This is a genomic window from Pseudomonas sp. NFACC14, assembly GCF_900106885.1.
Classification (GTDB): Bacteria; Pseudomonadota; Gammaproteobacteria; order Pseudomonadales; family Pseudomonadaceae; genus Aquipseudomonas; species Aquipseudomonas fluorescens_AA.
This window is the reverse complement of record NZ_FNOA01000008.1, coordinates 102,599-118,207: the sequence shown is the minus strand read 5'-3', so window position 1 is coordinate 118,207 and position 15,609 is coordinate 102,599. Positions and strand designations below refer to the sequence as shown.

11 protein-coding genes are annotated in these 15,609 nt (G+C 61.0%); 6 read left to right on the top strand and 5 right to left on the bottom strand.

The window, feature by feature from the left end; translation table 11 throughout:
* Positions 1–244: 244 nt before the first annotated feature.
* On the top strand, positions 245–2,008 hold the full coding sequence (locus tag BLU85_RS14395) for a cation:proton antiporter (protein WP_092200346.1): 1,764 nt from the start codon (positions 245–247) through the stop codon (positions 2,006–2,008).
* Between the two features lie 13 nt (positions 2,009–2,021).
* Here BLU85_RS14395 and BLU85_RS14390 read toward each other — a convergent pair whose 3' ends face one another.
* From BLU85_RS14390 to uvrD, 3 genes are all read right to left on the bottom strand, one after another.
* Positions 2,022–2,429 (bottom strand): SMI1/KNR4 family protein, encoded by a 408-nt coding sequence (locus BLU85_RS14390; RefSeq protein ID WP_003187120.1) that lies wholly within the window; start codon positions 2,427–2,429, stop codon positions 2,022–2,024.
* A gap of 140 nt (positions 2,430–2,569) precedes the next feature.
* On the bottom strand, positions 2,570–3,451 hold the full coding sequence (locus BLU85_RS14385) for a Tim44 domain-containing protein (protein WP_092200349.1): 882 nt from the start codon (positions 3,449–3,451) through the stop codon (positions 2,570–2,572).
* 297 nt (positions 3,452–3,748) lie between these two features.
* A complete protein-coding gene (gene uvrD / locus BLU85_RS14380; protein ID WP_060739967.1) occupies positions 3,749–5,932 on the bottom strand; it encodes a DNA helicase II in 2,184 nt (727 codons plus the stop codon).
* A gap of 261 nt (positions 5,933–6,193) precedes the next feature.
* Here uvrD and BLU85_RS14375 point away from each other — a divergent pair, with 261 nt between their 5' ends.
* A complete protein-coding gene (locus BLU85_RS14375) occupies positions 6,194–9,067 on the top strand; it encodes a putative bifunctional diguanylate cyclase/phosphodiesterase (protein ID WP_092200352.1) in 2,874 nt (957 codons plus the stop codon).
* A 69-nt stretch (positions 9,068–9,136) separates the two neighbouring features.
* On the opposite strand, the gene BLU85_RS14370 is transcribed toward BLU85_RS14375, so the two are convergent.
* Entirely contained in the window at positions 9,137–9,451 is a 315-nt protein-coding gene (locus tag BLU85_RS14370) for a hypothetical protein (RefSeq protein ID WP_092200355.1), read from the bottom strand.
* Positions 9,452–9,879: 428 nt separating this feature from the next.
* Here BLU85_RS14370 and hexR point away from each other — a divergent pair, with 428 nt between their 5' ends.
* Together hexR and BLU85_RS14360 are read left to right on the top strand one after the other, a co-directional pair.
* Positions 9,880–10,746 (top strand): transcriptional regulator HexR, encoded by an 867-nt coding sequence (gene hexR / locus BLU85_RS14365; RefSeq protein ID WP_003187110.1) that lies wholly within the window; start codon positions 9,880–9,882, stop codon positions 10,744–10,746.
* A 275-nt stretch (positions 10,747–11,021) separates the two neighbouring features.
* A complete protein-coding gene (locus tag BLU85_RS14360; RefSeq protein WP_092200358.1) occupies positions 11,022–11,231 on the top strand; it encodes a PA3496 family putative envelope integrity protein in 210 nt (69 codons plus the stop codon).
* Here the strand turns inward: BLU85_RS14360 and BLU85_RS14355 are convergent.
* Positions 11,173–12,135, bottom strand: coding sequence for a LysR family transcriptional regulator (locus BLU85_RS14355; RefSeq protein WP_092200361.1), 963 nt, complete (start codon positions 12,133–12,135; stop codon positions 11,173–11,175). The two genes, BLU85_RS14360 and BLU85_RS14355, sit on opposite strands and share 59 nt — an antisense overlap.
* A gap of 187 nt (positions 12,136–12,322) precedes the next feature.
* On the opposite strand from BLU85_RS14355, the gene BLU85_RS14350 reads away from it, so the two are divergent.
* Together BLU85_RS14350 and oadA are read left to right on the top strand one after the other, a co-directional pair.
* The gene (locus BLU85_RS14350) at positions 12,323–13,738 is read left to right on the top strand and encodes an acetyl-CoA carboxylase biotin carboxylase subunit (RefSeq protein WP_025216234.1); all 1,416 of its coding nucleotides are present in this window, start codon (positions 12,323–12,325) and stop codon (positions 13,736–13,738) included.
* A gap of 13 nt (positions 13,739–13,751) precedes the next feature.
* Positions 13,752–15,560, top strand: a complete 1,809-nt coding sequence (gene oadA / locus BLU85_RS14345) for a sodium-extruding oxaloacetate decarboxylase subunit alpha (RefSeq protein ID WP_072407549.1) — start codon at positions 13,752–13,754, stop codon at positions 15,558–15,560.
* Positions 15,561–15,609: the final 49 nt, after the last annotated feature.

The window sequence follows — 15,609 nt, the reverse complement described above, 5'->3', positions numbered from 1 at the left end:
GCACCTCTGCGGGCGCTGGGGAGTGGCCTGCGAACAGGTCACCAGGTTTTAAAAACCACCGATATCGGGACGCTGCGCCTGTGGTTGCCGTCACGCGCCGATGGATCTGTTTCCATATATTGCACCGTCTTTTTGTCGGAAGTCGCGGTGTTACCCTTCAAAAGCCCGTTGCGAGGGCAATTCCTACAGAGGAAACGGATTTCTCCAGCTCTGCAGTGAGTCATTTTGAACAGGGAGCCCCGACATGCATGCCATCAGTTTCATCCAGGATTTGGCGATCATCATGATGGCGGCGGGGTTGGTGACCGTACTCTTTCATCGTTTCAAACAACCGGTGGTCTTGGGCTACATCGTGGCCGGCTTCATCATTGGCCCGCATACGCCACCGTTCGGTTTTATCCATGACGAAGACACGATCAAGACCCTGGCCGAGCTCGGGGTGATCTTCCTGATGTTTTGCCTCGGCCTGGAATTCAGCCTGCGCAAACTGTTCAAGGTCGGCGCCACGGCCTTCATCGCGGCGTTCCTCGAAATTGTGCTGATGATCTGGATCGGCTACGAAATCGGCCGCTGGTTCGACTGGAGCACCATGGACTCGCTGTTCCTCGGTGCCATCCTGGCCATTTCCTCCACCACGATCATCGTCAAGGCGCTCAACGACCTGAAGATGAAAAACGAGCGCTTCGCCCAGTTGATTTTCGGGGTGTTGATCGTCGAGGACATCCTGGGCATTGGCATTATCGCCTTGCTGTCGAGCATTGCCGTCAGCGGCACCGTGAGCTCCGGCGAGGTGTTTTCCACCGTCGGCAAGTTGTCGCTGTTCATGATCGTCGCGTTGGTCATCGGTATTCTGCTGGTGCCGAGGGTGCTGGCCTACGTGGCGAAGTTCGACAGCAACGAAATGCTGCTGATTACCGTACTGGGCTTGTGTTTCGGCTTCTGCCTGCTGGTGGTGAAACTGGAATACAGCATGGTGCTCGGGGCGTTCCTGATCGGTGCGATCATGGCCGAGTCCCGGCAACTGCTGAAGATCGAGCGCCTGGTGGAGCCGGTGCGTGATCTGTTCAGCGCGATCTTCTTCGTCGCCATCGGGTTGATGCTCGATCCGGCGATACTGCTGCAGTACGCCTGGCCGATTGCCGTGATCACGGGCGCAGTGGTGCTCGGCAAGATGTTGTCCTGCGGCCTCGGTGCCTTTATTGCCGGCAACGATGGACGCACCTCGCTGCGCGTAGGGATGGGTCTTTCGCAGATCGGCGAGTTTTCCTTCATCATCGCGTCGCTGGGGATGACCCTGCAGGTTACCAGCGATTTCCTCTATCCGGTCGCGGTCGCCGTCTCGGTGTTGACCACGCTGCTGACACCGTACTTGATCCGGGCTGCCGACCCGCTGTCCGTCAAGTTGGCGACGGTCATGCCGAAACGGCTGACGCGAGTGCTGGGGATGTATGGCGAATGGCTGCGTAGCATCCAACCCCACGGAGAAGGGGCGATGGTGGCGTCGATGATCCGGCGGATTTTGCTGCAGGTCGGCGTCAATCTGGCGCTGGTGATTGCGATTTTTGTTTCGGGTGGTTTTTTCGCCGAGCGGATGTCGGCTTACCTGCAAGCATGGATCAGCGACCCGAGCTGGCAGAAAGCATTGATCTGGGGCGGGGCGTTGCTGCTGTCGCTACCGTTCCTGATCGCCGCGTACCGCAAGCTCAAGGCGCTGTCGATGCTGCTGGCGGAAATGGGCGTGAAGCCGGAGATGGCTGGCCGCCACACCCAGCGTGTGCGTCGGGTGATCGCCGAAGTGATCCCGATTCTCTCGCTGCTGGTGATTTTCCTGCTATTGGCGGCCTTGTCGGCCAGCATCCTGCCGACCAACAAGTTGCTCGTACTGATCGCCGTGGTGGCGACTGCCGTGGCGGCACTGCTTTGGCGCTGGTTCATCCGCCTGCATACGCGGATGCAGGTGGCCCTGCTTGAAACCCTGGACAACCACAAGGAGTCGTCCGGGCATTGACCGGCGGCGGGGCTCAGCTTTCCAGCCAGACGTCCCGGGCCCAATGCCAGACCGATTCCCAGGTTTCTTCGGCGATCAGTTCTTCTTCGGCCTGCCACAGCACCACCGTGCCGTCCTCTTCGACGCAGTAATAATCGTCGCCGTCCTGGCAGATCGGGATCAGGCTGCGGTCGACACCGGCATCCCAGGCGTTGGCGGCCACGTCCGGCAGATAGGTGTGGGATTGTGGATCGGTGACGGTCACCGGCTCCAGGCTGCCGTAGACGACATCGCTGACGGTCAGCAAAAACTCCCTGAAGACGAATGGGATATCGATGAACAGCTGCTCTTCGATCTCTACCAGCAAGTCTTCGTCGGGCAATTCCAGCGGGACCGGTACGGGCTCGTTGGCTTCACGCAATTGTTCGATGATTTCTTCCACGTCCGGGGATCCTCTTTCTCGATGGCGCGGTTTCATATGAAGCGGTTTATACAGTAGCTCGCTATAGATGCAACCGCGAAATAGAAAACCCCGGCCTGGGCCGGGGTTCTTTTATTTCAACATGCAAAACGGGCAAAGGTTCAACCGTTCTGGCGGATACCTGCCACCAGCCAAGGCTGGTCATCGCCCTGGGCGCGTTCCATGTTCCAGCTTTCGCTGAACGCTTCGCCCTTGTCGAAGCGGGAATCCTTCGACACACCGATGAAGGTCAGGGTGGCGATGGTCTTGTCGGCGCGATCGTCGACACCATCCAGTTGCACCTGCAGGTTATCGATGTAGGTGGACTGGAAGCCATCGCCCAGCTCGGCTCGCTCGCGCTTGAGGAACTCCAGCAGTTGCGGGGTCACGAACTCGGCGATCTTGTCCATTTCGTTCGCGTCCCAATGCTGCTGCAGGGCCATGAAGTGGTTGCGGGCGGCTTCGATGAAGCGCTGCTCGTTGAACCAGGCCGGCGCATTGATCACCGGACGAGCGGCCGCAGGCGCTGCCGAACCACCGAAGATCGAACCACTGGCGGGCTGCTGGTTGAACACTTCACGCTGCATCGGCATCGGAGCATGGCCGGCTGGAGCGAGTTGCTCCTGTTGCTTGCGACGACGGGCGGCAATGAAGCGGAAGACCAGGAAGGCGATGACCGCCATGATCAGGATGTCGAAGATCTGCATGCCCTGGAAGCCGTCGCCCATGAACATGGAGGCGAGCAGGCCACCGGCGGCGATGCCGGCCAGGGGGCCGAGCCAGCGCGAAGCGCCGCTGGCCTTGGTGGCGGCACCAGCTGCACCGGCCGCACCTGCGGTGGCAGCGGTGGAGCCGGCGGCAGAAGACGGCGCCATCTGGCTGGTCTGGTGAGTCGGGGCTGCCCCCGAGCTTTTACCACCGCCAAAGCGCTTGGCGGCATTGGCGTCGATGGCCATCGTCAGGCCGATGCACAACGCCATGGCGATGCTAAGAAAACGTTTCATATAAAGGCATTCCCATTTGTGGATAGCACGCGCGCCATGTTGCACAGCTGAACTGTTGCTGGCTAGCGGCAGAGTGTTTCGGGCTTTTGCGTGACAGGTGAGGTTCAGCTTCAGCTGTGCAAGAGGGCCTGTTCGCTTTGGGCTGTAGGAAAGAGGAACAAGTTCTATCGGAAATGTTTCCCAGAACAACTGTGGGAGCGAGCTTGCTCGCGATAACGGTGTGTCAGTCAGCATCAATAATGACTGATCGACCGCTATCGCGAGCAAGCTCGCTCCCACAGGGGCCTACATAAATCTTCAGATCGCTTCCAGCTTGGCATACCCCAGCATCAGCCACTTGCTGCCTTCGCTGAAGTTCACCTGCACCCGGGCCTGGGCGCCGGCGCCTTCGAAATTGAGGATCACGCCATCGCCGAACACCGAGTGCCGCACGGTCTGGCCGAGGCTGAAGCCGGTTTCCGGGATGTCGCTGCCGCCGAACAGGCTGCTGGTGCTTTGTTGCTGGCCGCCACCGAATGGTCGACTGACACTGTTGGATAGCCGCACTTCCTGGATCAGGCCCTTCGGCACTTCACGTACGAAGCGCGACACCTTGTTGTAGGTCTCGCTGCCATACAAGCGTCGGGTTTCGGCGTAGGTCAGCACCAGATTCTGCATGGCCCGGGTGATACCAACGTAGGCCAGGCGCCGTTCTTCCTCCAGGCGTCCCGGTTCTTCCAGGCTCATCTTGTGAGGGAACAGGCCTTCTTCCATGCCCACGAGGAACACGTAGGGGAATTCCAGGCCCTTGGCACTGTGCAGGGTCATCAGCTGGATGCTGTCTTCATGTTCGTCGGCCTGGGTGTCGCCGGCCTCCAGGGAGGCGTGCCCCAGGAAAGCCGACAGTGGCGACAGGTCTTCGTCTTCTTCGGTGTTCTCGAAGTTGCGCGCGGCGCTGACCAGCTCCTCGAGGTTTTCCACCCGGGCCTGGCCTTTCTCGCCTTTTTCCGCTTCGTGGTAGGCGATCAGGCCGGACTGCTCGATGACGGTCTGGGTCATCAAGTGCAGCGGCATCTCCCCGCACTTGGCGGCCAGGTCTTCGATCAGGTCCATGAAGGCCTTCAGGGCGCCGGCGGCGCGACCGGTCACACCTTTGTTGGCCACCAACTGGCGCATGGCTTCCCACATGGACACATGGCTGTGTCGCGCGTGATCGCGAATCGCTTCGACGGTTTTTTCGCCGATGCCTCGCGTCGGTACGTTGATCACCCGCTCCAAGGCCGCGTCGTTGCCGCGACCTTCGAGCAGGCGCAGGTAGGCCATGGCGTTCTTGATTTCGGCGCGCTCGAAGAAGCGCTGGCCGCCATAGATGCGGTACGGGATCCGTTCGCGCAGCAACGCTTCTTCCAGCACCCGCGATTGGGCGTTGGAACGGTACAGGATGGCGATGTCGCTGCGGGCCAGGCCGGTTTTCAGCGCGCTCTCGATGGTTTCCACCACGTAGCGGGCTTCATCGTGTTCGTTGAAGGCGGCGTAGAGGTTGATCGCCTCGCCTTCGCCGCCGTCGGTCCACAGTTCCTTGCCCAGGCGCCCTGTATTGTTGGCGATCAGGGCATTGGCGGCCTTGAGGATGCCGGCGGTCGAGCGGTAGTTCTGTTCCAGGCGGATGACTTCGGCGTCAGGAAAGTCCGCCGAGTACTGGTGAATGTTCTCGATCTTGGCGCCGCGCCAGCCGTAGATCGACTGATCGTCGTCACCCACCACCATCAGGCTGTCGCCGCCCTTGGCGAGCAAGCGCAACCAGGCGTATTGCACGGCGTTGGTGTCCTGGAATTCGTCCACCAGTACATGCCGGAAGCGCTTCTGGTAGTGGGCCAGCAGGCCTGGATGGTCGCGCCACAGGTCGAGGGCCCGTAGCAGCAGCTCGGAAAAATCGATCACCCCGGCACGCTGGCACGCCGCCTCGTAGGCTTCATAGATACTGCGCATGGTCGCCAGGAACAAGTCGCCGCTGGCCTGGATGTGCTGCGGGCGCAGGCCTTCGTCTTTCTGACCGTTGATGAACCATTGGGCCTGGCGAGCCGGCCAGCGCTGTTCGTCCAGGCCCAGCTCGCGGATCACGCGCTTGACCAGGCGCTGCTGGTCGTCGCTGTCCAGGATCTGGAAGGTCTGGCTCAGCCCGGCTTCCTGCCAGTGCGCCCGCAACAAGCGGTGCGCCAGGCCGTGGAAGGTGCCGACCCACATACCGGCGGGGTTGATGCCCATCAGTTGTTCGATGCGATGGCGCATCTCGGCCGCGGCCTTGTTGGTGAACGTCACCGACAGGATCGAATGGGGCGAGGCGTTCTCGACCTGGATCAACCAGGCGATACGGTGCACCAGCACTCGGGTTTTACCGGAGCCGGCACCGGCCAGGACCAACTGACGACCCACGGAGGCAGCTACGGCCTGACGTTGGGCATCGTTGAGGGAGTTCAGCAGAAGGGAGAGATCATCGCGCATCGGGGCATTCTAGGGTGCGGCGCCACCCCGGGCAAACCGAGCTTTGCATCAGCCGATAAAAGACCACTGGGTGATGACCGGCGGGTCACAGGCTACAGGCGTTGGCGGGACTCGCTCGGGAGCGGCGCCACCCAATGAAATAGCGACTTTTTTCCCTGTTTTTATGAGCTGGGGCAGTGTGGGATGGCCCATGGCTTGTGTATGCTCGGTGCTCGTTTCGGGTTCTCCATGCTTGACTGAATAAGAACAAGAACAGTGCCAATGACCCTCAATTCCGATCCGGCGGGCCCCTGTGTGGAACCGCGGGTCATCTGCAAGCAGTACGCCACGGAGATGGCGGTCGAGCGCACACGTCTGTTGTATCAAGGCTCACTGCTGCCCACGCTGTTCATGCTGCTCAATGGTCTGGTCTGCGCCGCGCTGTTATGGGAGCCGCGGCGCTATTTCCTGGTGAGCGTCTGGCTCGTCTGGTTGTTGTCGCTGGTGGCGCTGCGGGTGATCCAAGTGGCGGCTTTCGATTCGGCGATGCCAAGCCGCCAGGCGCACCCGATCTGGCTGCGCATGTTTTTGCTGGGCTCGGCGATGACCGGCCTGACGCTGGCCGGGGCCGGCATCGCGTTGGTCCCGGCCGACAGCTTCCAGCAGCAGGCCTGGGTGTTCGGCCTGATCGGCGCGGCGGCGCTGTCGGCCAGTGTGGCCTATGCCGTGAGCCTTCCAGCGTTCCTGTCCTTCACCTTGCCCTGCCTGTTACCGGCCATCGGTTATCTCTTCTGGGGCGGCGACGAGCAGCAACGTGGCTGGGGCTGGCTGGGGCTGATTGTGCTGGTTTCCCTGATCGTGGTGGCCTGGCAAGTCAATCGCTTGATCCAGAGTGGCATGCTGCGACGCTTCCAGAACCAGGCCCTGATCGAGCACCTGCAGCAAACCCAAACCCGCAGTGCGTCACTCAACGAGGCGCTGGCCCGGGAGGTCGAGCAACGTCGTTCGGCCGAGGAGAAGCTGCGGGCGGCCCAGGTTGGCCTGGAGGCGCGGGTCGCGCAACGCAGCCTTGAACTGGAGGTTGCCAGCCAGGCCCTGAGCAAGAGCGAGGCGCGCCTGGCCCTGGCCCTCAAGGCCAGTGAGCTGGGGTTGTGGGACTGGAACCTGCAGACTGACGAAGTCCATCACACCCAACTCAAGGAGCTGTTCGGCCTGGAGCCCGAATATGTCACGGCGATGCTCAGCCACCTCACCCCGCGCCTGCACCCCCAGGACGTGCCAGCGCTCAAGCGGGCCCTGGTCGAACACCTCAAGGGGCGTAGCGAGGATTACCAGATCGAATACCGTGTGCGTCACGGCGATGGTCACTGGGTCTGGATCGAAGACCGTGGCCGGGCCGTGGAGCGCAGCACGAGTGGACGGGTGCTGCGCATGGTCGGCACCCGGCGCGACATCAGCGTCAGCAAGGAACTCGAGCAGCAACGCCAGCTGGCAGCCACGGTGTTCGAGGCCGCCAGCGAAGGTATTGTGATTTTCGACCCCAGCTACCTGTTGCTCGCCGCCAATCAGGCGTTCACGCGGGTCACCGGTTTCAATATCCAGGACATGCTCGGGCGCAACGTGGTCGACCTGCCGTGCAGCCGCGATGCGCGCCGGCACTACTCCGTCATTCGCCAATCGCTCAAGCAGCACGGCACCTGGCAAGGGGAGTTGGTGGAGGCGCGGGCCAACGGCGAGCTGTATCCGCAGTGGCTGCAACTGAACGTCGTGCGTGATGCTCGGGGGAACGTCAGCCACATCGTGGGCTTCTTCGCCGATCTTTCGGCACGGCGCGAATCCGAAGAGCGGATGCGCTACCTGACCCATTACGACGAATTGACCGGGTTGGCGAATCGTTCGCTGTTTCGCGAACGCCTGAACGAAGCGCATCAGCGGGTGCGCCAGGGTGGACGGCGCAGCCTGGCGTTGCTGCATATCAACCTGGACCGTTTCAAACTGCTCAACGACAGCCTCGGCCATGACATCGCCGACCAGCTGTTGCAGAGAATGGCGCGGCGCCTGATCAACGCGCTGCCCGAGGCGGATACCATCGCCCGGTTGTCCGGCGATGAGTTTGCGGTGTTGTTCGATGCCTACGGCAACCTTTCAAGCCTGGCGCGGGTGGCGACCCGATTGGCCGCCAAACTGCGGGTGCCGTTGACCATCGAAGGCCATGAACTGGTGCTCAGTGCTTCCATCGGCATCAGCCTGTTACCTGACAACACGCGGGAAATTGCCACGCTGGTCAGCCAGGCGAACATGGCCATGCAGCACGCCAAGCATTTGGGGGGCAACAACTTCCAGTTCTACACCGAGAGCCTCCAGGCCAGCACGCTGGAGCGCCTGCAACTGGAAAACCAGCTGCGCAAGGCCTTGGAAGAGCAACAACTGAAGGTCTTTTACCAGCCGAAACTGTGTCTGGCCACCGGTCGCCTCAACGCCGCCGAGGCGCTGGTGCGCTGGGATCATCCGGCCATGGGGCGGGTTCCGCCGGGGGATTTCATCGGCCTGGCCGAAGAGACCGGGTTGATCGGGCCGATTGGCGAATTCGTGTTGCGCCAGGCCTGTTGGCAGGCGTGCGAGTGGCAGCGCCAGGGGCTCGAGCCGATCAGGGTGTCGGTCAATCTGTCGGTGCATCAATTGCGCCAGGGCAAGCTGGTCAGCCTGGTGCGACAAGTGCTGGAAGAAACCGGTCTGGCGCCCCAGTACCTGGAGCTGGAGTTGACCGAGAGCCAGTTGCTCGACAGCGTTGAACACATCATCGCCACGTTCCAGCAATTGCGTGACCTCGGGGTCAAGCTGGCGATCGACGATTTTGGCACCGGCTACTCTTCCCTGAGCTACCTCAAGCGTATCCCGGTGGACTACGTGAAGATTGATCAGGCATTCATTCGCGGGCTGGGCGAGGGCAGCGTGGATACCGCCATTACCCGGGCAATCATTGCAATGGCCCATGGGCTGTCGCTCAAGGTAGTGGCCGAAGGCGTCGAACGGCAGGAGCAGCTCGATTTCCTCAGGAACGAGCGTTGCGATGAGGTGCAGGGGTATCTGATTAGTCGGCCAGTGGAAGCTGACGGGTTGGCCGGGTTGTTGCGGATGCAGTACTTGGCGGAATGAACCCGATCCTCGATTTGGAACTTCCCGCCAGACGTTTTTAGTGTCTGGCGGGAAGTTGTTAACATGCGCTTAGTTGGTCACGAGTACTTCATCAATGTGATGCAGCAACTGCCCTTCGAAAAAAATGCTCACGCCGCTGACATGAGACTCGCCGGGTACTTTGTATTCGACGACTTTGTCGGTGATGACCGGCAGTGAAACTTCATTGGAGGATTCAAGTTTCAACTCCAGTCGAAGATCAAAGGACTTGTCCTGCATCGGGCTCCGTACCAGCGTTGGCGTAATGCCGGTGTGGGGTACGGTTACAGTGCCGAAGGTACGGAACGACGCGGCACCTGGCATGCGATCGATTTGTGCGGTCCAATCTTTGGTTGTGATGTTCATGTGAGTAACTCCTGTAGTTAAGTTGATTGCGTCCTGCGGGAGCCAATATATCGACTTTGACTTGATAGTGTCTGGAAAATTGAGATGGGTATTGTAAGAAGACGTTAGTTGCCGAGTGAGTTGTCAGGTGCTTCGTTGGTCATGTTATCGATGACCGCCGGAGTATGTTGTTGGGGAAGTAGCAAATAGTCGGCGATTGAATAGACGGTTTTCCCCAGCCAGGGCTCAGGTCACGTCTGGGGACCCGTGGAGCGGCGACGCAGAGGGTTTGCGCAAGGCGCAGGCTGCTACATCTGGCGATCCTCGGCCAAAACAAAGGGGCGGCGCGGCAATCCAGTTACGTTTTGGACGGGCAAAGCGCCAATTCTTGTAGTATAACTACAAGCTTGCTACATCCCGGCATTTGCCCATAACAAGAGTCCAGCCCCTTGAACCTGTTGCAACACATCGCCCAGTCACGCCACTTGCTGCGCAAGTCGGAGCTGAAAGTCGCCGATCACGTACTGCTCGATCCCGCGGCCGTGATGCATAGCTCCATGGCCGATCTTGCCCACAGCGTCGGCATCAGCGAACCGACCATCGTGCGCTTCTGCCGGGCCATCGGTTGCTCGGGTTTCCAGGACCTGAAACTCAAGCTGGCGCAAAGCCTGGCCGCCGGGGCGAGCTTCGGTCAGTTTGCGATCCATGAAGATGACTCGGTGGCGGACTACAGCCTGAAAATCTTCGACACCACCCTGCATACGCTGATGGAGGTTCGCGAGAAGCTTGACCCGGTGGCGTTGCAGAAAGCCGTCACGGCCATGTCCCAGGCCCAGCGTGTCGAGTTCTATGGCTTCGGCGCTTCGGGCGCGGTGGCGGCCGATGCCCAGCACAAGTTCTTCCGGTTGCTGCTGACGGCGGCAGCCTATTCCGACCCGCATATGCAGGCCATGTCGGCGGTGACGTTGAAACCCACCGATGTGGCGATCTGCATTTCCCAGTCGGGGCGTTCCAAGGATCTGCTGATCACCGCGAACCTGGTGCGTGAAAGCGGTGCCTCGCTCATCACCTTGTGCCCGAGCCAGACGCCGCTGGCGGAGCTTTCCACGGTGAACCTGGCCATCGACGTGCATGAAGACACCGAGATCTACACGCCGCTGACCTCGCGCATCGCCCACCTGGTGGTGATCGACGTCTTGGCAATGGGCGTCGCCATGGCCCGTGGCCCGAGTCTGGTCAACCACCTCAAGAGCGTGAAGCGCAGCCTTCGCAGCCTGCGGCTATCGCCCAAGTCGGTGAAGGCGCTGGACGACTAAGTCCCAAGTCAGTAGGGCAAGCGCTCTTGTGGCGAGGGGATTTATCCCCGTTGGACTGCGCAGCAGTCCCAAGCTGTCCTCAGGGGTATCTATTTGAAGTGGGGGCTTCTTGGGAGGACTGCTTCGCAGCCCAACGGGGATAAATCCCCTCGCCACAGGCTTACCCTCCAAAAGATCCAATCGCCCGAATTCATCGTTCTGTAACCCCCGCGCCGCCAAACGGTCATCGCGCGCCTTCATCGTGAAACTCCCGTATACGTCTTGGGAGTCTCGACATGACCCAGTCCTACGAAGAACGCAGCGCCGTCAAAACCCGTCGTCAGCAGGAAGATCAGCGCCGCATGGCGTTCCGTCGTGCCATCGAAGACCGCTATGAGCAGCGCCAGCTCCTGGCCGAGATCAGCGAATTTCCTGACGTGGCAGAATTCAACTATTGGCAGGCATCGTCGGCGGCTTCCCGTCGAAACGCTCAACCAGGCCAATGATCTGAGCGCGCTCGCCGCGCACGAACGCCAGGAAGGCGTGGGCCACCGGTGACAGGCGCTTGGCCCTGGCCTGCACCAGGCACCAACTGCGGTACAGCGGCAATTCCTCCACCGGCAACTCGATGAGTGCGCCGGACGACAACTCCCGGCTCACGGCGTGGCGCGTCAACAGCGCCACGCCCAGCCCGGCCACCACGCATTCGCGCTGGGCTTCCGCCGACGCCACTTCCAGCGTCTGGGTGAAATGCACCCGTTTCTCCTTGAAGTACTCCTCGCAGGCCAGTCGTGTGCCGGACCCCGGTTCGCGCAACAGCAGCGTGTAGGGCTCCAGGTCCTGCAAGCGCAGCGGACCCAGGTGGCTCAGCGGATGATCGGGCGGTGCCACGGCGACGATCGGATTGTTGAGAAAGGGCAGGAACTCCAGGCCCATGTCCTGGGGCACCATGGACATGATCACCAGGTCGTCACGGTTGTCCGAGAGGCGTCGGATGACCTGGCCGCGATTGACCACCGTGAGGTTCAGATTGACCTCCGGATGCTGGCGCTTGAACGCGGCGAACAGGTGCGGGACGAAGTACTTGGCGCTGGATTCCACCGCCAGCTTCAATTGGCCTTGCAGCGACCCCTGCATGTCCGAGAGCTGCATATCGAGGTTTTCCAGGCGCCCGAAGATGTCTCGGCTGGCACGTTGCAGGGCTTCTGCGGCTTCGGTCATGTAGAGTTTCTTGCCGACATACTCGAACAGCGGCTGACCAATCAGCTCCTCCAGGGATCGAATCTGTAGGCTAACGGCCGGTTGTGTGAGAGACATTTCGTCGGCTGCACGGCTGTATGACCTCAGGTCGCACACCTCGTTGAAAATCTGCAATTGACGCAATGTCATACGCATCAACGACTTACGCATTTTCTAGGTACTCTGGGGTGGGGCGGGTAACGCAACTATAAGTCTTTGCTTATGCATGACCCAATAATTATTCATTTTTGTTAATCCACAGCCAGGACTAGTGTGGAGCTGCGACCAATTGTTACATCTGGTCACGCGTCGGCCTGGACCTCAGGCCGTGGTATCACCGGCTCAAGGGAACCTCCAATTGATAACAAAGATCCTGATCGCCAACCGCGGTGAGATTGCCGTCCGCATCGTGCGCGCTTGCGCCGAGATGGGCATTCGCTCGGTCGCGGTCTACTCCGACGCGGACCGTCATGCGTTGCATGTCAAGCGCGCGGACGAGGCCCACAGCATCGGCGCCGATCCGCTGGCCGGCTATCTCAACCCGCGCAAACTGGTGAACCTGGCAGTGGAAACCGGCTGCGATGCCTTGCACCCCGGTTACGGTTTCCTTTCGGAAAACGCCGAACTGGCGGACATCTGCGCTGAACGCGGCATCAAATTCATTGGCCCGTCGGCAGAAGTCATTCGCCGCATGGGCGACAAGACCGAAGCGCGCCGCAGCATGATCAAGGCCGGTGTGCCGGTCACGCCAGGCACCGAAGGCAACGTATCGGGCATTGAAGAAGCGCTGACCGAAGGTGATCGGATCGGTTACCCGGTGATGCTCAAGGCCACGTCTGGCGGCGGCGGTCGCGGTATCCGTCGCTGCAACAGCCGTGAAGAACTCGAACAGGCCTTCCCCCGGGTCATCTCCGAAGCCACCAAGGCATTCGGTTCGGCGGAAGTGTTCCTGGAAAAATGCATCGTCAACCCCAAGCACATCGAAGCGCAGATCCTGGGGGATAGTTTCGGCAATGTGGTGCACCTTTTCGAGCGTGACTGCTCGATCCAGCGCCGTAACCAGAAGCTGATCGAAATCGCCCCGAGCCCCCAGTTGACGCCCGAGCAGCGCGCCTACATCGGCGACCTGTCGGTGCGCGCGGCCAAGGCCGTGGGCTACGAGAATGCCGGCACCGTGGAGTTCCTGCTCGCCGAAGGCGAGGTGTACTTCATGGAAATGAACACCCGGGTGCAGGTGGAACACACCATCACCGAAGAAATCACCGGTATCGACATCGTTCGCGAACAGATCCGCATCGCTTCCGGGCTGCCACTGTCGGTCAAGCAGGAGGACATCCTGCACCGGGGTTTCGCGTTGCAGTTCCGTATCAACGCCGAGGATCCGAAAAACAACTTCCTGCCCAGCTTCGGCAAGATTACCCGCTACTACGCCCCTGGCGGCCCGGGTGTGCGCACCGATACGGCGATCTACACCGGCTACACCATTCCGCCGTTCTACGATTCGATGTGCCTGAAACTGGTGGTCTGGGCGTTGACCTGGGAAGAAGCGATGGACCGTGGCCTGCGAGCCCTGGATGACATGCGCCTGCAGGGGGTCAAGACCACCGCCGCGTATTACCAGGAGATCCTGCGAAATCCGGAATTCCGCAGCGGCCAGTTCAATACCAGCTTCGTTGAAAGCCACCCTGAACTGACCAACTACTCGATCAAGCGCAAACCCGAAGAGCTGGCCCTGGCCATCGCCGCCGCCATTGCCGCCCACGCAGGCCTGTAAGGAAAGTATGACCATGTCCAAGAAGATCTTTGTTACCGACACAATCCTGCGCGACGCCCACCAATCGCTGCTCGCCACTCGCATGCGCACCGAAGACATGCTGCCGATCTGCGACAAGCTCGACAAAGTCGGCTATTGGTCGCTGGAAGTCTGGGGCGGCGCGACATTCGACGCCTGCGTGCGCTTCCTCAAGGAAGACCCATGGGAGCGCCTGCGCCAACTGCGCGCGGCGCTGCCCAACACTCGCTTGCAGATGCTCCTGCGAGGCCAGAACCTGCTGGGCTACCGCCATTACAGCGATGATGTGGTCAAGGCGTTCGTGGCCAAGGCCGCCGTCAACGGCATCGACGTGTTCCGGATTTTCGATGCGATGAACGACGTGCGTAACCTGCGGGTCGCCATCGAAGCGGTGAAGGCCGCCGGCAAGCATGCCCAGGGCACCATCGCCTACACCACCAGCCCGGTGCACACCATCGAGGCGTTCGTGGCCCAGGCCAAGCAGATGGAGTCCATGGGTTGCGACTCGGTGGCGATCAAGGACATGGCCGGCCTGCTGACCCCGTATGCCACCGGCGAACTGGTGAAGGCGCTGAAGGCCGAGCAATCGTTGCCGGTGTTCATCCACTCCCACGACACCGCCGGCCTGGCCGCGATGTGCCAGCTCAAGGCCATCGAAAACGGCGCCGATCATATTGACACCGCGATCTCCAGCTTCGCCTGGGGCACCAGCCATCCGGGCACCGAATCCATGGTCGCGGCCCTTAAAGGCAGTGAATTCGACACGGGGCTGGACCTGGAGCTGTTGCAGGAAATCGGCCTGTACTTCTACGCCGTGCGCAAGAAGTACCACCAGTTCGAAAGCGAGTTCACCGCAGTGGACACCCGCGTCCAGGTCAACCAGGTACCGGGCGGGATGATCTCCAATCTCGCCAACCAGTTGAAAGAGCAGGGCGCACTGAACCGGATGAACGAAGTGCTGGCGGAGATCCCGCGGGTGCGCGAAGACCTCGGCTTCCCGCCGCTGGTGACCCCGACCTCGCAGATCGTCGGCACCCAGGCGTTCTTCAACGTGTTGGCCGGTGAGCGCTACAAGACCATCACCAACGAAGTGAAGCTCTATCTGCAGGGCGGCTACGGCAAGGCGCCGGGTTCGGTGAGTGAAAAGCTGCGTCGCCAGGCCATCGGCAGCGAAGAGGTGATCGACGTGCGTCCGGCCGATTTGCTCAAGCCGGAAATGACCAAGCTGCGTGGCGAAATCGGTGCGCTGGCCAAGTCCGAAGAGGACGTGCTGACCTATGCCATGTTCCCGGACATCGGTCGCAAGTTCCTCGAAGAGCGCGACGCCGGCACCCTGACCCCGGAAGTGCTGCTGCCAATCCCCGAGGCGGGCAGCGTCAGCTCCGCGGGCGGCGAAGGCGTGCCGACTGAGTTCGTCATCGACGTTCACGGGGAAACCTACCGCGTCGACATCACCGGTGTGGGCGTCAAGGCCGAAGGCAAGCGTCATTTCTACCTGTCCATCGATGGCATGCCGGAAGAGGTCGTGTTCGAACCGCTCAACGAGTTTGTCAGCGGCGGCAGCAGCAAGCGCAAGCAAGCCACCGCGCCGGGCCATGTCAGCACCACCATGCCGGGCAACATCGTCGATGTCCTGGTCAAGGAAGGCGACGTGGTGAAGGCCGGCCAAGCGGTGCTGATCACCGAAGCCATGAAGATGGAAACCGAAGTGCAGGCGGCCATCGCCGGCAAGGTCACCGCCATTCACGTGGCCAAGGGCGACCGGGTCAACCCGGGCGAGATCCTGATCGAGATCGAAGGCTGACTGAATAGCCTCGATACAACGTTTTAACCTCGGGGGGGCATGTGCTCCC